Source organism: Saccharothrix syringae (genome assembly GCF_009498035.1).
Classification (GTDB): domain Bacteria; phylum Actinomycetota; class Actinomycetes; order Mycobacteriales; family Pseudonocardiaceae; genus Actinosynnema; species Actinosynnema syringae.
In genome coordinates this window covers 2,267,090-2,284,889 of record NZ_CP034550.1, presented here as the reverse complement: position 1 = coordinate 2,284,889, position 17,800 = coordinate 2,267,090, and the positions used below count along the sequence as shown (strand labels likewise).

17 protein-coding genes are annotated in these 17,800 nt (G+C 73.3%); 11 read left to right on the top strand and 6 right to left on the bottom strand.

Features of this window, described 5'->3' with window-relative positions; genetic code table 11:
• Positions 1-61 precede the first annotated feature (61 nt).
• A complete protein-coding gene (locus EKG83_RS10825; RefSeq protein WP_033435825.1) occupies positions 62-1,255 on the top strand; it encodes an MFS transporter in 1,194 nt (397 codons plus the stop codon).
• A gap of 120 nt (positions 1,256-1,375) precedes the next feature.
• On the opposite strand, the gene EKG83_RS10820 is transcribed toward EKG83_RS10825, so the two are convergent.
• The 3 genes from EKG83_RS10820 to EKG83_RS10810 are packed head-to-tail and all read right to left on the bottom strand — an operon-like array spanning position 1,376 to position 3,541.
• Complete coding sequence (locus tag EKG83_RS10820; RefSeq protein WP_033435824.1) at positions 1,376-1,753, bottom strand: VOC family protein; 378 nt, start codon at positions 1,751-1,753, stop codon at positions 1,376-1,378.
• A 7-nt stretch (positions 1,754-1,760) separates the two neighbouring features.
• Positions 1,761-2,441: a response regulator gene (locus EKG83_RS10815; protein ID WP_033435823.1), complete on the bottom strand. Its 681-nt coding sequence runs from the start codon at positions 2,439-2,441 to the stop codon at positions 1,761-1,763.
• Positions 2,438-3,541 (bottom strand): sensor histidine kinase, encoded by a 1,104-nt coding sequence (locus tag EKG83_RS10810; RefSeq protein ID WP_033435822.1) that lies wholly within the window; start codon positions 3,539-3,541, stop codon positions 2,438-2,440. The genes EKG83_RS10815 and EKG83_RS10810 overlap by 4 nt, the downstream gene beginning before the upstream one ends.
• 135 nt (positions 3,542-3,676) lie before the next feature.
• On the opposite strand from EKG83_RS10810, the gene EKG83_RS10805 reads away from it, so the two are divergent.
• Entirely contained in the window at positions 3,677-4,858 is a 1,182-nt protein-coding gene (locus tag EKG83_RS10805) for a serine hydrolase domain-containing protein (protein WP_033435821.1), read from the top strand.
• Between the two features lie 45 nt (positions 4,859-4,903).
• Positions 4,904-5,269, top strand: coding sequence for an RNA-binding S4 domain-containing protein (locus EKG83_RS10800; protein WP_033435820.1), 366 nt, complete (start codon positions 4,904-4,906; stop codon positions 5,267-5,269).
• A gap of 49 nt (positions 5,270-5,318) precedes the next feature.
• On the opposite strand, the gene EKG83_RS10795 is transcribed toward EKG83_RS10800, so the two are convergent.
• Positions 5,319-7,400, bottom strand: a complete 2,082-nt coding sequence (locus EKG83_RS10795; protein ID WP_084717198.1) for a cellulase family glycosylhydrolase — start codon at positions 7,398-7,400, stop codon at positions 5,319-5,321.
• 336 nt (positions 7,401-7,736) lie between these two features.
• Between EKG83_RS10795 and EKG83_RS10790 the strand changes: the two genes are divergently transcribed.
• Positions 7,737-7,925 carry a hypothetical protein gene (locus EKG83_RS10790; protein WP_033435819.1) on the top strand — a complete coding sequence of 63 codons (189 nt, stop codon included), beginning with the start codon at positions 7,737-7,739 and terminating at the stop codon, positions 7,923-7,925.
• 146 nt (positions 7,926-8,071) lie between these two features.
• Here the strand turns inward: EKG83_RS10790 and EKG83_RS10785 are convergent, their stop codons facing one another.
• Positions 8,072-8,575: an SMI1/KNR4 family protein gene (locus tag EKG83_RS10785; RefSeq protein ID WP_170191986.1), complete on the bottom strand. Its 504-nt coding sequence runs from the start codon at positions 8,573-8,575 to the stop codon at positions 8,072-8,074.
• Between the two features lie 899 nt (positions 8,576-9,474).
• Here EKG83_RS10785 and EKG83_RS10780 point away from each other — a divergent pair.
• The 5 genes from EKG83_RS10780 to EKG83_RS10760 all read left to right on the top strand — a co-directional run bounded on the left by EKG83_RS10780 (position 9,475) and on the right by EKG83_RS10760 (position 15,536).
• Positions 9,475-10,884 (top strand): endo-1,4-beta-xylanase, encoded by a 1,410-nt coding sequence (locus EKG83_RS10780; protein WP_153278004.1) that lies wholly within the window; start codon positions 9,475-9,477, stop codon positions 10,882-10,884.
• A gap of 948 nt (positions 10,885-11,832) precedes the next feature.
• Positions 11,833-12,630 (top strand): SDR family NAD(P)-dependent oxidoreductase, encoded by a 798-nt coding sequence (locus EKG83_RS10775; RefSeq protein ID WP_033435729.1) that lies wholly within the window; start codon positions 11,833-11,835, stop codon positions 12,628-12,630.
• A gap of 1 nt (position 12,631) precedes the next feature.
• The gene (locus tag EKG83_RS10770) at positions 12,632-13,879 is read left to right on the top strand and encodes an aminotransferase class I/II-fold pyridoxal phosphate-dependent enzyme (RefSeq protein ID WP_033435730.1); all 1,248 of its coding nucleotides are present in this window, start codon (positions 12,632-12,634) and stop codon (positions 13,877-13,879) included.
• Positions 13,876-14,808, top strand: coding sequence for a diiron oxygenase (locus tag EKG83_RS10765; protein ID WP_084717176.1), 933 nt, complete (start codon positions 13,876-13,878; stop codon positions 14,806-14,808). Before EKG83_RS10770 ends, EKG83_RS10765 begins: the two co-directional genes overlap by 4 nt.
• An 11-nt stretch (positions 14,809-14,819) precedes the next feature.
• Positions 14,820-15,536 carry a tryptophan 2,3-dioxygenase family protein gene (locus tag EKG83_RS10760; RefSeq protein WP_033435731.1) on the top strand — a complete coding sequence of 239 codons (717 nt, stop codon included), beginning with the start codon at positions 14,820-14,822 and terminating at the stop codon, positions 15,534-15,536.
• 50 nt (positions 15,537-15,586) lie between these two features.
• Here EKG83_RS10760 and EKG83_RS10755 read toward each other — a convergent pair whose 3' ends face one another.
• On the bottom strand, positions 15,587-15,862 hold the full coding sequence (locus tag EKG83_RS10755; protein ID WP_033435732.1) for a hypothetical protein: 276 nt from the start codon (positions 15,860-15,862) through the stop codon (positions 15,587-15,589).
• Positions 15,863-16,150: 288 nt separating this feature from the next.
• Between EKG83_RS10755 and EKG83_RS10750 the strand changes: the two genes are divergently transcribed.
• Together EKG83_RS10750 and EKG83_RS10745 are read left to right on the top strand one after the other, a co-directional pair.
• The gene (locus tag EKG83_RS10750) at positions 16,151-16,486 is read left to right on the top strand and encodes a YciI family protein (protein ID WP_033435733.1); all 336 of its coding nucleotides are present in this window, start codon (positions 16,151-16,153) and stop codon (positions 16,484-16,486) included.
• Positions 16,483-17,739: an RNA polymerase sigma factor gene (locus EKG83_RS10745; protein WP_228122562.1), complete on the top strand. Its 1,257-nt coding sequence runs from the start codon at positions 16,483-16,485 to the stop codon at positions 17,737-17,739. Before EKG83_RS10750 ends, EKG83_RS10745 begins: the two co-directional genes overlap by 4 nt.
• Positions 17,740-17,800: the final 61 nt, after the last annotated feature.

Sequence of the window (17,800 nt, the reverse complement as noted above, 5' to 3'; positions counted from 1 at the left end):
TTTCATTTGCTAACCAACGTCCGGTCACCGTCGACGCGGCACGGGTGACAGGAGCGATCGCATGACCACGACCGTCGAGTCCGCCGCGACCCGCCGGGGTGGGGCGGTGGGCGCGCTCGCGCTGGGCGGGTTCGCCATCGGCACCACCGAGTTCGCCACCATGGGCCTGCTGCCCCAGGTGGCCGACACCTTCGACATCTCCATCCCCACCGCCGGCCACGCCATCAGCCTCTACGCGCTGGGCGTGGTCGTCGGCGCACCGCTCATCGCCGGGCTGGCCGCCAAGCTGCCGCGCAAGGGGCTGCTGATCGCGCTGACGATCGCGCTGGCCGCGGGCAACGGCCTGTCCGCGGTGGCGCCGAACGGGACGCTGCTGATGGTGTCCCGGTTCGTCGCCGGGCTGCCGCACGGCGCGTACTTCGGCATCGCCGCCGTCGTGGCCGCCGCCCTCGTGCCGCCGGAGCGGCGGGGCACGGCGGTCGCCCGCGTCATGGTCGGCCTGACCGTGGCCAACCTGGTCGGCGTGCCCGTGGCGACCGCGGCCGGGCAGCGGATCGGGTGGCGGGTGGCCTACCTGGCGGTGGCGCTGATCGCCCTGGCGACCGCGGTGGCGCTGGCCCGGTACCTGCCCAGGGTGCCGGCGGCGCGGGACGCGGGGGTGGCCGCGGAACTGCGCGCGTTCCGACGGCCCGCGGTGTGGTTCGCGCTGGTCACCGGCACGATCGGGTTCGGCGGGATGTTCGCGGTCTACTCCTACATCTCGCCGCTGACCACCGAGGTCGGCGGGCTGCCCGCGGGCGCGGTGCCGTGGGTGCTGGCGACGTTCGGCCTCGGCATGACGCTCGGCGCCACGTTCGGCGGGCGGTTCGTGGACCGGTCGGTGACGGGCGCGCTGTTCGGGTCGCTGGTGGCGGTGGCCGTGGTGCTGCTGGGGTTCGGGCTCACCGCGTCGGTGCCGGTGCTCGCGGTGACGTGGGTGTTCCTGCTGGGGTTCGTGACGCAGGTGCTGGCGTCGGCGTTGCAGGTGCGGCTGATGGACGCCTCGCCCGACGCGCCGTCGCTGGCCTCGTCGTCGAACCACTCGGCGTTGAACCTGGCCAACGGGGCGGGGGCGTGGCTGGGTGGTGCCGCGATCGCCGCCGGGTGGGGGTACACGTCGACGGCGTGGGTGGGCGTGGGGTTGAGCCTGTCCGGGTTGGCGGTGGCCGGGGTGGCGGTGCTGGTCGAGCGGCGCCGGGTGCTGCTGCCGGCTTGAGCCTCGGGGTCTGAACGTGGAACTCGGGGGGTCTGAGCGTTCGACACGACGGGTCTGGAGGTTCGACTCGCGAGGTCTGGGGGCATGACTCGCGCGGGTTGAGCGCATGACACGCGGGGGTTAGCAGAGGCAGAACTCGTGGGATTCCGGGTCGGTCAGGACGGCGAAGTAGTCCTCCTCGTCGTCGACGGTGCGCAGGTGGGTCGCGCCCAGGGAGACGAGGCGGGGGATCGCCGCGTCCACCAGGGGGCGGCGGGTGGGCTTGGGGGTGCCCCGGGGGCCTCCCACCCGGACGTCGAGGTGGAGGCGGTTCTTGGTCAGCTTGGGTTCGGGGACGCGGTGGAAGAGGATGCGCGGGCCCGTGCCGGAGGGGTCGGTTATCGCCTGCCACTCGTCGGTGGGCAGGTCTTCGGTGGTGTAGCCGAGGGCCCGGGACCAGAAGGCGGCCAGGCGGGCGGGATCGGCGCAGTCGACGGCGATCTGGAGTTCGACGGTCACGGGGCGATCATGTCAGGGGCGGCTTCGACATCGGGACGATCAGGCCGCTCTCGTAGGCGACCACGACCGCCTGCGCCCGGCTGGACAGGCGCAGTTTGCCCATCATGCGCTTGACGTGCGTTTTCACCGTGGCCTCGCTGAGCACCAGGCGTTGCGCGATCTGCGCGTTGGTCAGGCCGTTGCCGACCAGGCGCAGCACCTCGGTCTCGCGCGCGGTCAGCTCGGCCAGCAGGGGCGCGGCCGCGCCGGTGGTGCGGTGGTGCCGGGCGTAGGTCTCGATCAAGCGGTGCGTGATGTGCGGCGCGATGAGGATGTCGCCCGCCGCGATGGTGCGGACCGCGGACAGGATGCGCTCCGGCGGCGTGTCCTTGACCAGGAAGCCGGCCGCGCCCTCGCCCAGCGCGGTGTAGACGTACTCGGGCAGGTCGAAGGTGGTCAGCACGACCACGCGCGGCGGGTCCTCGCCGGCGTCGGCCAGGATGCGGCGGGTGGCGGCGATGCCGTCCAGCACCGGCATCCGGATGTCCATCAGCACCACGTCCGGCGCGGTCGACGCGGCCAGCGCCACGGCCTGCGCGCCGTCGGCGGCCTCGCCGACCACCTCGAAGCCCGGCGCGGCGGTGAGCAGCGCGACCAGGCCCGCGCGGATCAGCGCCTGGTCGTCGGCCACGAGCACCCGGATCGTCATCCCGCCTCCTCCACCGGCAGCCGCAGCACCACGCCGAACCCGCCGCCCGGACGCGGGCCCGCGGTGAGCACCCCGCCGTACAGGGCGGCGCGTTCCCGCATGCCCCGGATGCCGTGCGAGGTCGGCGACACCGGGCCCGCCGCGCCCGCGCCGTCGTCGGTCACCTTCAGCGTGAACGTGTGCTCGCCGTAGTCCAGGTCGACCCGCGCGGTCGCCGGGCCCGCGTGCTTGAGCACGTTGGTCAGCGACTCCTGCGCCACCCGGTACGCGCACAGGTCCGGTCCCGACGGCAGGTCGCGGACCTCGCCGGTGACCGCCACCTCGACCGGCAGCCCGGCGCCGCGCGCCCGCTCCACCAGCTCGCCCAGCGACGCCAGGCCGGGCTGCGGCGCCAGCTCGCCGTCGTGGTCGACCCGCAGCACGTCGAGCAGGCGGCGCAGCTCGGCCAGCGCCTCCCGGCTGGCCTCCCCCACCGTGCCGATCGCCTGCCGCGCCGTGGCCAGGTCGGTGTCCAGCACGTACCGCGCCACGCCCGCCTGCAGCGAGATCACGGACATGTGGTGCGCCACCACGTCGTGCAGCTCACGGGCGATGCGCACCCGCTCGTCCGCCGCCGCCCGCGCCGCGCGCTCGGCCAGCCGCTCGGCGCGCTCCGCCCACCGCTTCGTGCCCTCGCCGAGCACCCACGCGCCGAACACCACCAGCACCGCCTGGACGATCTCCGACCACGCGAAGTCGGGCGTCATCCTCATGTAGGCGAACACCAGCACGACCGCGGCCGTCGCGCACACCGCCGCGGTCACCGGCCGGGGGCGCAGGGTGGCCACGGTCAGCACGCACACCAGCATGCCCACGCCCGCGTTGGGGAACGCCATCCGGCCCAGCTCGCTGTACGCGGCCAGGGCGCCCAGCACGACCAGCGCGGTGGTCACCGGCGCGCGTTGGCGCAGCGCGATCGGCGCCACGGTCAGCGCGGCGAGCAGGTAGGTGACCGGCGCGACGGTGCCGTCGTCGTAGTTGCGCACCGTGTCCAGGGTCAGCCAGGTCAGCACCACCGCCAGCAGCACGTCCAGGTGGATCGCCTTGGGTTCGACGGGCACCCGACCAACCTAGCCGGGCCCCGCCCCACCGGTCGCCACCCCGTGGGCTGATCTCCCGCTACCCCGCCGGGGGTAGGCGAAGATGCCGTGCCGGGGCGACGACGGCGGCCGCCGCGATCCCTAACTTCGAGTGACATGAAACGACTCACGGTGGCATTGATGACCGCGGTGCTCGGCATCACGGCGGCGGGCGCGGCGGGCGCGGCACCCCGCGACCGGGTGTTGCAGCGCCACGCGGACGCGTTGCTCGCCGCCGGCGCCCCCGGCGTCCTGGTGGAGGTGGACACCCCTCGTGGCGACATCAAGGTGCGCAGCGGTCTGGGAGATGTGGCTCGCGGGACGCCGGTCCCCTGGGACGCGAAGTTCCGCATCGGCAGCTACACCAAGACGTTCGTGGCCGCGACGGCGCTGCAACTGGTCGGCGAGGGGCGACTGTCCCTGGAGGACACCGTGGAGCGGTGGCTGCCCGGTGTGGTCGCGGGCAACGGCAACGACGGCTCCCGGATCACCGTGCGGCAGCTCCTCCAGCACACCAGCGGACTGCACAACTACACGATGCGGCTGCCGTACCTGTACTCGGAGGGGGAGTTCCAGCGGAAGCGGTTCGACACCGTGACGGCCCGGCAGGCCGTGGCGCTGGCCGTGCAGGTGCCGCCGGACTTCGCGCCCGGCACGGCCTGGAGCTACTCCAACACCGGCTACGCCCTGGTCGGGATGATCATCGAGCGGGTGACCGGGCGCACCTGGCAGCAGGAGGTGGACCGGCGCGTCGTCAAGCCGCTCAAGCTGCGCGACACCCACCTGCCCGGCACCTCGCCCCTCATCCCGAGGCCGCACGCGGTCGGCTACCAGCGGTTCCCGGAGAAGGGGCTGGAGGCCGACCCGAAGGACCCGCGGTACGGGCGGGCCGTGGACGTGACCGAGTTCAACCCGTCCTGGGGCGGCGCGGCCGGCGACATCATCAGCACCACCGGGGACGCCAACCGGTTCCTCCGGGCGCTGATGGGCGGCGAGGTGCTGCGCCCGGCGCAGCTGGCCGAGATGAGGAAGACCGTGCCCGCGCCGGCGTTCGACCAGGTGTGGCCCGGTGCCCGCTACGGGCTGGGGATCATGCACGTGCCCAACGCGTGCGGCGGCGCGTGGTCGCACGGCGGTGACATCCACGGCTTCATGACCCGCAACGGCGTCACCGACGACGGCTCGCGCAGCGTCGTGGTGTCGATCAACACCGACTCCCCGGTGCCGGCGAGCGGCGTGCCCGCGTCGGGGGACATCACGTCCGACCTGGTCGAGCACGCCCTCTGCGGCACGAGGTGAGCCCGGCCGGGGCGGGTCCGCCGGGGTCGGTGCGATGATGGGTGCGTGGAGTCCACCCGTGTGGACCGCTGGCTGTGGGCGGTCCGGCTGACCAAGACCCGACCGGATGCCGCGGCCGCGTGCCGGGGTGGTCACGTGCGGGTGAACGACCGGCCGGCCAAGCCCGCCACCACGGTGTCGCCCGGCGACGAGGTGCGGGCGCGGGTGGGCGACGTGACGCGCGTCGTGGAGGTCGTGCGGGTGATCCAGAAGCGGGTGGGCGCGGCGGACGCCGCCACGTGCTTCATCGACCGCACGCCAGCGCCGCCGCCGGAGGTCGTCGTGCCGGTGGCGCGGCGGGAGCGGGGTGCCGGGCGGCCCACCAAGCGGGAGCGCCGGGTGCTCGACCGGTTCCGCACGCAGGGGTTCTAGCGCGGCGGGCCGGACCGCGGGGTGGTCCGGCCCGCTTCGCGGCGTCGGGTCAGGCGGTGGAGCCGGTCACCGACGTGCCCGACCTGGTGACGTAGTAGGTCACCGTCGTGCCGCTCCAGTAGTGGAACGTGAGCGTCACCCGCGCGTTGTCGTTGACCTCGGCGAAGAAGTCGGCGGTCAGCGCGGTGGCGCCGGTGGTGTAGTTCGGCGCGAAGGCCCGGTCGAACTCCTTGAACGACGTCCAGTTGTGCGGACCGGCGTTCGAGCCGTCGGCGTACCTGGCCTCCATGGTGGCCAGCAGGTCGCCGCGGAACGCCGTCGGGATGGAGAACGCGCTGGTGGTGCCGGTGGCGTTCTGCAGGACCGGCGCGTCGTAGGTGATCAGGTTGATCCGCCACGGCACGCCCTGGGAGAACCGCGCCGACAGCGTCGCGTTGACGCCGTAGGCCCTGGACCCGCTCAACCGCGTGATCAGCGCGGCGGACAGGGTGAGCTGGTCGCCCTGCACCGTGTAGTCGGTGCCGCGCACCAGGTCGGTGCCGCCGTTGCGCAGGCCGGTGAACGAGGTGCCGTTGAGGTTCAGCGTGATCGTCTTGGCCGTGATCGCGCTCGACCTGGCGCTGAACACCTGGTCGGTCGACGCGGTGCCGGAGCGGGTCGCCCAGCTCGACTTGATCATCGCGATCAGCTCCGGGTCGCTCCACTGGAACGAGGTGCGGCCGAAGTGCTGGCCGTTGTCCCACAGCATCGTGGTGATCTTCCGCGTCTTGGCGTAGTAGCCCAGGAACTCGAAGAACTTCAGCTTCTCGCCCTGCTCGATGGTGCCGGTGTGCCGGTCGAAGCCCAGCAGGCCGTACTCGCCGAGGATGACCGGGATGCCGCGCGCGACGAAGCTGTTGTGGACGCGGTCGAAGGCGTCGACCAGGTCCTTCTGCGCGGTGGCGTCGAAGCGCGTGCCGCCCGCCACGTTCACGCTGAACGGCCAGTAGCCGTAGTAGTGCACGGTCGCGATCAGGTTGCGGTCGTTCAGCGCGGTGAGCGTGGTGTTGAGCTCGTCGACCCGGGCCTGGTCGGCCGAGGTGTGCAGGGTCGGCAGGACGAGCAGGCGGGTGGCGTTGCCGCCGCCGGAGCGCCGCACGATCGAGTGGAACGACCTGTTCAGCTCGTCGAGCAGCTGCGCGTTCTGGGCGTCACCGGAGCTGTTGCTGAACTGCGGCTCGTTGACGCTCTCGAACACCAGCTTGGCCGGGGAGTCGCGGAACGCGGTGGCGATCTGCGCCCAGGTCGCGTTGAAGCGGTTCAGCACGCCGGTGCGGTCGGCGGGCATGGTGTTGATCCACTGCCACGAGTCGTGGTGGACGTTGATCATCACGTAGAAGCCGTCCGCCAGCGCCCAGCCGACGACCTCCTTGACCCGGGCCAGGTAGGCCGCCTCGATGGTGTGGCTCGGGGCGGCGCCCTGGTGCTGACCCCAGGTCACCGGGATGCGGATGCTCTTGTAACCCTGCGCCCGCACGTTGTCCAGCAGCGCCTCGGTGACGCGCGGGTTGCCCCACGAGGTCTCGTCGGCGCCGGTCGAGTCGAAGGAGTTGCCCAGGTTCCAGCCCGGCTCCATCGCGGCCACCGCGGCCATCGCGTCGCCCGCGGGCGGGGTGGTCGTCGTCGTGGTGGTCGTGCTGGTGGTCGTCGTCGTGGTGCCGCCGTTGCAGGTGACGCCGTTGAGCGCGAACGACGACGGCGCCGTGTTGGCGCCCGTCCAGGTGCCGTTGAAGCCGAAGGACACGGTGGCGCCCGTGGCGATGGCGGCGTTGTAGCCCACGTCGGCCGCGGTGACGTCGGCGCCCGACGAGGTGACGGTGGCGTTCCACGCCTGCGTGACCTTCTGGCCGGACGGGAAGGTCCAGGTCAGCCGCCACCCGTTGACCGGGTCGCCCAGGTTGGTCACGGCGACGTTCCCGCTGAACCCGCCCTGCCACTGGGAGGGCGTCGTGTACACCACCCGGCAGCCCGCCGCCGCCTCGGCGTTGGACGTGGCCACCAGACCGGTGCCCGTGACCACCGTGACGACCGCGGTCACCGCCAGGCCGAGCCACCAGCGAACCGTTCGTGCCCTGCCGCGCAAATCGGCCATGACGCTCCTCTTGTCACGTGGGGCAGCCGGAGGAGGGAACCGAACGCGCGTCTGCCACCGGGCACTACGGCGTGTTCCGGTGCTGCCTCGCCAAGATGTTGACCGCGCCGCACAACCGGCACAAGGGATTCGACGCAAATCGACGGGGACCGGCCCCCGCGTCAACTCCGCCCTCGAACGGGCGTCGGCCCCGTTCGACGGATCGTCGAACGCGATCGACCAGCCGGCCGTCGAACGCGGGCCGCGCGGTCGCGCGAAAGCCCGGCGCCGCGAGGTGGAATCCGGCGCTGGGCGGGTACACGAGGCGTCCAGGCACCTACGACCGGAGGAGCCACCGTGGAACGAGGCAGCGCACAGCACGGCCCGATGCTCGACGACCAGCTCAAGCGGGGCGTCGAGAACGAGCTGCGCGGCAACAAGCCGACCCGCGCGCAGGACTGGCGCGACCCGGAGATGCCCGACGCGGAGGAGGCGGGCGAACTCGGGCTCGACCAGCCGTCGCGCACCGAGCAACCCGGGACCTGAGGTCCCGGGGCGGTGGGGTCGGACCAGGCGCCGACCCCACCGGTGCCCGGTTGTTCCCGGAACGGGTTGGTGCGCCGAGGAATTACGCCACGGCGTTTACCTTGACTGCGACAAGCTTTTCCCGGCAGTCGTCCCGCGGCGGACGACTACAGGTCCGACGGCGCCAGGCCGCGCCTGCGGGCGACCGCCCGCCGCGAGGCCCACAGCGCGTAGTTGCCGAAGTCGTCGGCCAGCCGGGGCAGGTCGCGCCCGGTCGTCCCCGGCGTCCACCCCAGCACCGGGTACTCGCCGCGCCCCCAGGGCGCGGCCGCGTCCAGCACCACCAGGCCGCCCGCGCCGTCGAGCGCGGTGATGACCAGGTCCGCGGGCAGGCCGTACTGGGCGCGCGCGACCAGCGTCTCCACCCCGGAGCCGAGCACCGCGCCCCCGGGGGCCTCGCCCCGGTACACGCCCAGGAACTCCTGGCCGGCGAGGTCCCAGGTCCCGAACTCCTCGATCAGGCGCCGGTAGGACGGGGGCAGCGGCCGGCCGAGCTGGTCCTCCACCACCGCCAGCGCCGCCTCGTCGCACCCGTCACCGTGGTTGGCGATGTCCTCGTTCTCCCGCACCAGCGCGATCAGCAGTTCGGCCGCGTCAACAGGATCCACCATGGTCAACATCCGTCGCCCGGAACTCCCAGCGTAGGCAGTCTCCCCGTCGTCGGCGAAGGTAGCGCAATTCCGGTGCGGCAGAGGTGAAGAGTGGCCAGAAACGCTGCCGGATCGCAATGGTCGCGCTCTCATACATTTGTACATCCACAGTGGACTACTCGTGGTCCGTTGCTGCGGCCGGAGGACTTACCCCAGCGCATACGGGTGACCCCGGTCGGACGCGCGGCGGAGCGGTGCGGACGGGCCGCCACACCCGCCGCGCTCCCCCGGAGGTGCGGCACGTGCCGGGCGGATGCCGCCGCACTCGGCCGGTCGGCATCGATCCAGGGCCGGGGATCGACGCCGCGCAGTCGAAAACTTCGCCTACAGTTTCGAAAGTCTTTCGACCGAGCGGGGTCGGTGAACCACCCGAGACACCCCTCCCGCGACCGTCGCACCTGGATCGAACCCACACGTCTTCAAGTGCGGTTTTGGTCTTGGAAACCGGCTCCGGCACGTCACTTCCCGCCGGGGTGCGGTGATCGGGGAGCGAAGCCGGCACCGGGCACCGCCGGGGAGAACCCGTGAAATTCCCCCGCTTCCGTGCTTGCCACGCATATCTGTTTCGGTCAATACTGCTGAAAGTTTCAGGCCCGGATACGTCGGGTACCGCCCTCGACGGTCTCCCCCTGCGCCGCACGCCCCGGAGGATCCGACCAGATGAGACCGAACACCACGGGACGCGCCGGCACGCCCGGACCGCACCGGGCGCGGGGGTGCGCCGCCGACCGGCGCGCGCACCCGGCCACCTGAACCCGCCGCGGCGACGCCGTGCCGCAACCGGCCCCGGCGTCGGCGGCCCGGACCACCAGGTCCGACCCCCTGCCCGAATCCCCAGTGCTCCCCAGAAGGTGTCCAACATGAAGCTGACAGCGAAGTCAGTCTCACGAGTCGCGCTCGCGTCGACGCTCGTGGCGGCCACGGCCGGTGCCGTGCTGCTCGCCGCGTCGCCCGCCGGGGCCGCGACCACGCTCGGCGCGTCGGCGCAGCAGAGCGGCCGCTACTTCGGCACGGCCGTGGCCGCGAACAAGCTCTCGGACTCGACCTACGTCGGAATCCTCAACCGCGAGTTCGACATGGTCACGGCCGAGAACGAGATGAAGATCGACGCGACCGAGCCGAACCAGAACCAGTTCTCGTTCGGCAACGCGGACCGGATCGTCAACCACGCGATCAGCCAGGGCAAGCGGGTGCGCGGCCACACGCTGGCCTGGTACTCCCAGCAGCCCGGCTGGATGCAGCGCATGGAGGGCTCCGCCCTGCGGCAGGCCATGATCAACCACATCACCCAGGTCGCGAGCTACTACAAGGGCAAGATCTACGCCTGGGACGTGGTCAACGAGGCGTTCGCCGACGGCAGCTCCGGCGGTCGGCGCGACTCGAACCTCCAGCGGACCGGCAACGACTGGATCGAGGTCGCCTTCCGGACCGCCCGCGCCGCCGACCCGAACGCCAAGCTCTGCTACAACGACTACAACACCGACGACTGGACCCACGCCAAGACCCAGGGCGTCTACCGGATGGTCCAGGACTTCAAGCAGCGCGGCGTGCCGATCGACTGCGTCGGCTTCCAGTCCCACTTCAACCCGCAGTCCCCGGTGCCGTCGAACTACCAGACGACCCTGCAGAACTTCGCCAACCTCGGCGTGGACGTGCAGATCACCGAGCTGGACATCGAGGGCTCGGGCAGCGCGCAGGCGCAGAACTACCAGCGCGTCACCCAGGCGTGCCTGGCCGTCGCCCGCTGCGCCGGCATCACGGTGTGGGGCATCCGTGACAGCGACTCGTGGCGCTCCTCGGGCACCCCGCTGCTGTTCGACGGCTCGGGCAACAAGAAGGCCGCCTACACCGCGGTCCTCGACGCCCTGAACGCGGGTGGCACGACGACGACCAGCACCACCACGACGACGGGCACCACCACGTCGACGACCACGACCACGACGACCACGACGACCACCACCACGACGACGTCGGGTCCGGGTGGCTGCACCGCGTCGGCCTCGGTGAACTCCTGGGCCGAAGGCTTCGTCGCCACCATCCGGGTCACCGCCGGCTCCACCCCCCTCAACGGCTGGACCGTCACCCTCACCCTGCCCTCCGGCTCCACCGTCACCGGCTCCTGGAACGCCAACCGCAGCGGCAACACCGGCACCATCCAGTGGACCAACGTCAGCTACAACGGCAACGTCGCAGCCGGCCAGTCCACCGAGTTCGGCTTCCAGGGCACCGGCGTCGGCACCGGCCTCTCCCCGACCTGCTCCGCCCGATAACCCACCCGACCCGGTGCGGGGCACCCCCGCACCGGGTACCGCGCCCCTTCCGCGAACGGCGGTCCGGCACCACGCCGGGCCGCCGTTCGCGCGTCCATGCCGGCTCGCGGCCCGCACTGTCAAGCAGTGATATCACGCCTGATACCCATTAGAGTACTGATGGTTGTCGGACGCGCCGCGGTCGTGGACCGTCGCCGGAAAAGGCGGAAAAACAAAGGGGGCGGGACAAAGTCATGTTCACCTTGCCGTTGAGGGGCCTTCGTGCTGCGAGGTCGGGCGGTGCGGGACGGGACCTTCAGGAACCCGAATCATTGCCGCGCCACGACTCTTTGATCATGCGGCGACGGCGGGGAGGGCGCACTTATAGTGGCTTCGTGACCACTACGAGCCCGCCGCGATGGCGCGAGGCGTTACGGGGCTCGCCGTCCGGCAGGCGAGCGCGGTTATCGCCCGATGACGTGGTTCTCCGCGGTCGGCGCGGACGCACCCCCGGTCCGCGCCACGAGGAGCCGGCCGTACCCGGCGCCGGCCGCGACACCGGGGAGCACGTCTCGGGCACCACCGCCCGCGCGCTTCGGATGGCCGAAGCCGGCCGCGGCCTGAGATCCGCGCGCCGCATCCCCTTGGCGCACAACGGCGCGACGCCCGGCGACGCGACACCCGGCGCGACACCGAGATCGGCCGGTCGGCGCGGGCGCACGCGCACATCCCCGGTCCACGCGGGCTGAGCAGGCACCAGCCGCCCCCGCGCCCCCCACCCGCCCCGGCGGCGACCGCTCCCGACCGCGGTCGCGCCCCGGGCGCACGCTGCCCACCGACCGCACCCCGCAGCCGAATCCCGTTGTGGCACAACCACCCCGGCGGGCCCCGCCTGCGTCCCCGCGTCGTTCGCCCGGCGCGGTCGGTTCCCCAGAGCAACCCAGGCCACAACCGTCGCAGGAGGACGAGATGACGCGGACAGTGCTGGTCACCGGTGGTTCGGACGGCATAGGACGGGCGACCGCCGCCCGCTTCGCCGCCGCCGGTGACCGGGTGTGGTTCACCTACCGGACCGGTCAGGAGCGGGCCGAGAAGCTGGTGGCCGAGCTCTCGGCCGCGGGCGCCGACGTGGCCGCGTTCCCCTTCGACCAGGGGAACTGGTCCTCGCACCAGCGGTTGTTCGCCGACTTACCCGGTCCGGTGGACGTGCTGGTCAACAACGCCGCGGTCGGGTCGCGCACGGTCGAGTGGCACGTCGAGGGCGGCGAGGTCGAGCGGGCCGAGGCGTTCCTGCGGATCAACAGCGTCGGCCCGCTGTGGCTGGTCCAGCAGGTGCTGCCGGACATGCTGGAGCGCGGCGGCGTGGTGGTCAACGTCGCCAGCGTCGGCGGCGGAGTCTCGGTGTTCCCCGGGTTCCACGTCGCCGACGGCATGAGCAAGGCCGCGCTGGCCTACCTCACCCGGCACCTGGCCGCGGAGCTGGCGCACGAGCGGGTGCGGGTGGTCGCGGTGTGCCCCGGCGCCGTGGACACCACGATGTTCCGCGCCAGCACGCTGTCCCACCTGGACGACGACGCGCGCGCGTCGCTGGTCGGCGGGCTGCCCGGCGGCCGGCTCATCGAGGCCGAGGAGGTCGCCGAGCTGGTCCACTGGCTCACCCTGCCCGGCGCGGCCCTGCTGCACGGCGCGGTGATCGACGCGTCGATGGGCCTGGGCGTCCACCCCGGCCTGGTCGCCAAGCGCCCGGTCGAGCGGAGCGTGGTCTGACGTGGTCTCGCGCACCGCCGCCCGGCTCGCCGACGACGTCCCGGTGATCGCCGCCGCGCACTTCGCCGCCGAAGCCGATCGCTTCCACCCCGAGGAAAACCCCCGCGGCTACGTCAACCTCGGCACCGCCGAGAACCGGCTCGGGTGGGACCTGCTGGAGCCCCTGCTGACCGGGACCCGCCGGCGCCGCCCGGAGCACGCCCACTACGGCCTGCCGCACGGCACGCCGGAGCTGCGCGAGGCGGTCGCCCGGCTGCTCGGCGGCCCCTGGCGCACCGCCGTCGACCCCGAGGACCTGGTGGTGACCGCGGGCGCCACCGCCGCGCTGGACATCGCCGCCACCACCGCGTGCGACCCCGGCGACGTCATCCTGGTCCCCGCGCCCTACTACTCGGCGTTCGACACCGACCTGACCGGCCGGTCCGGTGCCCGGCTGGTGCCGGTGCCGACCGACCCCGGCGCGGGCTTCGCGCTCGACCCGGACGCCGTGGAGCGCGCGCTGGCCGGCCTGCGGCGCGACGGCGCCACCGTGCGGGCCGTGGCGATCACCTCGCCCACGAACCCGCAGGGCACCACGCACCCGCCCGCGGTGCTGCGCGACCTGCTGCGCCTGGCCGCCGCCCACGACCTCGACGTCATCTCCGACGAGGTGTACGCGCACTCGGTGTTCGGGCCCGAGCCGTTCACCGGCGTGCTCGACCCGGACGTGCTGGGCGGCGTGCCCGAGTTCGACCCGGACCGGCTGCACGTGGTGTGGGGCTTCGCCAAGGACTTCGGGCTGTCCGGGCTCAAGGTGGGCGTGCTGCGCACCTCCGGCGCGCCGCGCGCCGCGGCCCGCGCCCTGGCCTACTTCGCGACCGTGTCGACCGACACCCAGGCGCTGCTGGCCGACCTGCTGGCCGACCGGGACGGCGTGGCGCGGCTGCTGGCGGAGAACCGGCGCCGGCTGCTGCGGTCCTACACCCACACCACCGCCCGGCTGACCGAGCACGGCATCGGGTACCTGCCCGCGACCGCCGGGTTCAGCATCTGGCTGGACCTGCGCGACCGGCTGGCGGAGCCCACGTTCACCGCCGAGCGGCGGCTGTGGCGGCACGTGCTCGACCAGGGCCGGGTCAACGTCCTGCCGGGCGGCGCGTTCGCGTCGCCCGAACCCGGGTGGTTCCGGCTGTGCCACGCCGTGGACGCGGCGCTGGTCGCCACCGGGGTCGCCCGCGTGGCCGAGGCGACCGCCGGGAGGAAGCCGTGAGCGAACCGTTCGGGACCTGGTACGAGACCGCGGGCGTGCGCTCCGGCGCGCGGCGGCTGTTCCACGACGAGACCGACCAGGGCAAGGTGTTCTACCCGGCCGACCAGGTGCCGTACCTGGCGCACGAGGCGGTGGCCGCGCTGCCCGAGCGGGCGCGGCGGGACCTGACCATCCGCCACCTCTACCAGTTCCTGCTGTCCACCGCGCACTTGGAGACCCGCATTGTCAACCGGGCCGCGGAGCTGATCGCCAACGACCGGTCCGGGGTCGAGCTGCCCGTGCGGGCCAGGCTCGACGCGTTCAAGGTCTACTGCGACGAGGGCTACCACTCGCTCTACAGCCTCGACCTGGCCGACCAGATCGCGCGGGAGACCGGGGTCGAGGTGCCGCCGTGGGACTACGGCGGGTTCGTCGACGCCCTGGAGTCCGCCGGGGCCCGCCTGCTGCCGGACGTGCCCGCGCTCGTGCCCCTGCTCCAGGTGGTGGTGTTCGAGACGCTGGTGACCGCGGTCCTCAACGAGATACCGAACGACCCGACCGTGCTCACCGTGGTGCGGGACCTCACCCGCGACCACGCCAAGGACGAGGGCCACCACCACCGGTTCTTCGCCGACTTCTTCCACCGCCTGTGGACGCAGCTCGACCCGTCCCTGCGCGGCCCGGTCGCCCACGCCCTGCCCGCGCTGGTGCGCGCCTGCCTGAACTGGGACGTGGTGCCGATCATCGGCTCGCTGGAGCGGGCCGGCCTCGATCCCGACACGGCCCGGGGGGTGGTCGCGGACACCTACGGCGGCGACGCCGGGGCCGACCGCATCGCCCACGTCTGCCGGGCGACCGTGCGCGTGTTCCGCTCCGCGGGCGTGCTGGACGTGCCCGGCGCGCACGAGGTCTTCGCGGAGCACCGCCTGCTGCCCGTCACCTCCTCCTGAAGGGACCGACGATGAACCGACAGGTCGTCGACCAGGGCTTGGACTACCAGCGCTACCTGGAGCTGGACACGCTGCTGTCGCTCCAGCGCCCCCGGGCCGAGGGCCGGGAACCGGACCGCGTGCACCTGGCCGAGCACTTCTTCATCGTGGTGCACCAGGCCAGCGAGCTGTGGCTGCGCCAACTGCTGCTCGACCTCGACCGCGCGGTCGACGCGGTGGCCGGCGGCCGGCTGGACGCGGCCGCCGAGTACCTGGCCCGGGTCAGCCACGTCTTCGGGCTGCTCCAGGCGCACATCGAGGTGCTGGACCGCCTGCCACCGGACTGCTTCACCCGGTTCCGGCCCTACCTCGGCACGGCCAGCGGTGCGCAGTCGGTGCAGTTCGCCGAGGTGGAGCGGGTGATGGGGTTCGGGTCGGGCGAGGCGCCGGTGGTCGCCGCGCTGCGCCGCGCCGCGGGTGACCGGGGGCTGGCCGAGGCGTGCCTCCGGGACGACCGGTTCCTGGCCGTGGTGGACCTGCTGCTGGAGATCTCCGGGTCGTACTGGCGCTGGAAGGCGGCCCACCTGGCGTGCGTGGTGCGGATGCTGGGGGCGGCCCGGGGGACCGGGGGCACCACGGGTGCGGAGTACCTGGCCTCGCGGGTGCGCTACCCGTTCCCGGAGCTGCGCGACGCGCGGCGGGAGGTGGAGCTGTCGCCGCCGCTGGTCGACGCCGGGCGGGCGCGGTGACCGGTTCGAGGTCGGTCGGCTCGCGGTCGGTCGAGCGCGGCCCGGCCGGCTCAGGCGTGGTCGCGCCGGTGGCCGCCCACGCCCTCGTCGTCGGCGCCGGACCAGAGGGCCGGGTCGTACGGGGTGTCGGGCACGACCACCACGGCGCGCTGGTCCGACGCGGCCGGGACCGAGCGGGCCAGCTCGGCGAGGTCGATCTCCAGCCGCTCCACGCTGTTGGCGACCCGGCGCGCGGCGGGGGTGTTCGCGTCCGAGCGGAGCGAATCGACCTGGGTGCGCAGCCGGACGACGAGCCGCCGCATCTCCGCAAATTTGTTCTCGGACATTCATCTCCCCCTCGTTCGCGAATTCGAGCAGTTCGACCCGCGTCACGCTAGTGACCTGCTCAGCAGGCCGACAACCCCTACGGAGCCGTGGTTCCCCAGGCATTCCGATAGGGGTTGTCGCGCGTTCGGGGGCGGGAAACAATGGCCGCTCCCACCGGTTTTCGCGGGCACCGGAATGCCCGGCCGGCCGGTGGTCCTCCTCCCCCGCCCCGATCCGGTGGCCCGGGGGTGTCCGGATGCGGTCCGCCCGTTCGTCACCATGGTGAACCGTCCACGAGGAGGATCCCGATGAAGTACCTGATGCTCGTCTGCACCGACCCGGAGCCGGACACCGACCCGGGGTCCTGGCCGGACGTCGACCGGTGGGTGGCCGAGAACGACGGCGCCGGCCGCCGGCTGCTGGGCTCGGAGCTGGCACCCGCCTCCACCGCCACGACGGTCCGCGTCCGCGGCGGCGAGCTGCTGCTGACCGACGGGCCGTTCGCCGAGACCGCGGAGGTCGTGGTCGGCTTCGACCTGCTGGAGTGCGCCGACCTGGACGAGGCGATCGAGGTGGCCCGGACCCACCCCATGGCCCACGCCGGTCGGCTGGAGGTCCGCCCGCTCGCCGAGCCCGGGCGGTGACCACCGGCGGTGGCGGCCGCGCGGCGGTGGCCGACGGCACCGTCGGCGCGGCCGTCGCGGCCGCGGTCGCCGACGCGCACCCGCGCATCACGGCCCACCTGATCCGGGTCACCGGGGACTGGGGGCTGGCCGAGGACTGCGCGCAGGAGGCCGCGCGGCTGGCCCTGGAGACCTGGCCGGTGCGGGGCGTGCCGGCCAACCCCGGCGGCTGGCTGATGACCGCGGCCCGCAACCGCGCGCTCGACGTGCTGCGGCGGGCCGGGGTGGAGCGGGTCAAGCTGCGGGAGCTGGCGGTGCTCGCGCTGACCGGTCCCGACCGCACCGCGGCGCCGGGTGGTGGGCAGGAGGAGGTCGTGGACGACCGGTTGCGGCTGATCTTCACGTGCTGCCACCCGGCGCTGTCGCCGGAGGCGCGGGTGGCGCTGACCCTGCGCACGGTCTGCGGGGTGCCGACGGCCGAGGTGGCCCGGGCCTTCCTGGTCGGGGAGCCCACCATGACGCGGCGGCTGACCAGGGCCAAGACCAAGATCGCGAAGGCCGGCATCCCGTACCGGGTGCCGGAGGGCGACGCGCTGGCCGAGCGCCTGCCGGGTGTGCTCGCCGTGCTGTACCTGCTGTTCACCCGCGGCTACGACGCCGACGGCGAACCGGCGTTCGCCGCGGAGGCGATCCGGCTGGCCCGGCTGCTGGTCCGGCTGGTGCCGGACCAGCCGGAGGTCTCGGCGCTGCTGGCGCTGTTCCTGCTCCAGCACTCGCGCCGCGCCGCCCGCCGGGACGCCGGGGGCGACCTGCTCACCCTCGACCGGCAGGACCGGTCCCGCTGGGACCGCGCGGCGATCGCCGAGGCCGTGGCGATCCTGGACGGGGTGCGGTCGGCCGGGCCGTACGCCTGGCAGGCCCGCATCGCGGCCTGCCACGCCACGGCCTCCCGCCACGAGACCACCGACTGGCACCGGATCGCCCGGTGCTACGACGAACTGGTCCGCCTCCAGCCGTCACCGGTGGTCGGGCTCAACCGGGCCGTGGCGCACGGGTACGCGCACGGCCCGGCGGCCGGGTTGGCCCTGCTGGCCGAGGTCCGGGCGGGCGGCGCGCTCGACGGGCACCCGCACGCCGTGGCCGCGGAGGCCGACCTCACCGCCCGTGCGGGTGACCGGGTCCGGGCCGCGGAGCTGTTCCGGCAGGCCGCCTCCCTGGCGCGGGGCGAGGCGGAGCGGCGTGCCCTGCTCGGTCGGGCCGAGCGGGAAGCCTGACGGCAGGGGGAGGTTCGCGCGGACGGCACCCGGTGGGACCGGGCGCCGTCCGCGCGGACCG

What these genes read in the sequence shown, in the direction of transcription:
- EKG83_RS10755 (WP_033435732.1), bottom strand. Translation starts at nt 15,862, where the DNA reads ATGTCCGAGAACAAATTTGCGGAGATGCGGCGGCTCGTCGTCCGGCTG.
- EKG83_RS10795 (WP_084717198.1), bottom strand. Translation starts at nt 7,400, where the DNA reads ATGGCCGATTTGCGCGGCAGGGCACGAACGGTTCGCTGGTGGCTCGGC.
- EKG83_RS10750 (WP_033435733.1), top strand. Translation starts at nt 16,151, where the DNA reads ATGAAGTACCTGATGCTCGTCTGCACCGACCCGGAGCCGGACACCGAC.
- EKG83_RS10760 (WP_033435731.1), top strand. Translation starts at nt 14,820, where the DNA reads ATGAACCGACAGGTCGTCGACCAGGGCTTGGACTACCAGCGCTACCTG.
- EKG83_RS10780 (WP_153278004.1), top strand. Translation starts at nt 9,475, where the DNA reads ATGAAGCTGACAGCGAAGTCAGTCTCACGAGTCGCGCTCGCGTCGACG.
- EKG83_RS10775 (WP_033435729.1), top strand. Translation starts at nt 11,833, where the DNA reads ATGACGCGGACAGTGCTGGTCACCGGTGGTTCGGACGGCATAGGACGG.
- EKG83_RS10815 (WP_033435823.1), bottom strand. Translation starts at nt 2,441, where the DNA reads ATGACGATCCGGGTGCTCGTGGCCGACGACCAGGCGCTGATCCGCGCG.
- EKG83_RS10825 (WP_033435825.1), top strand. Translation starts at nt 62, where the DNA reads ATGACCACGACCGTCGAGTCCGCCGCGACCCGCCGGGGTGGGGCGGTG.
- EKG83_RS10805 (WP_033435821.1), top strand. Translation starts at nt 3,677, where the DNA reads ATGAAACGACTCACGGTGGCATTGATGACCGCGGTGCTCGGCATCACG.
- EKG83_RS10785 (WP_170191986.1), bottom strand. Translation starts at nt 8,575, where the DNA reads ATGGTGGATCCTGTTGACGCGGCCGAACTGCTGATCGCGCTGGTGCGG.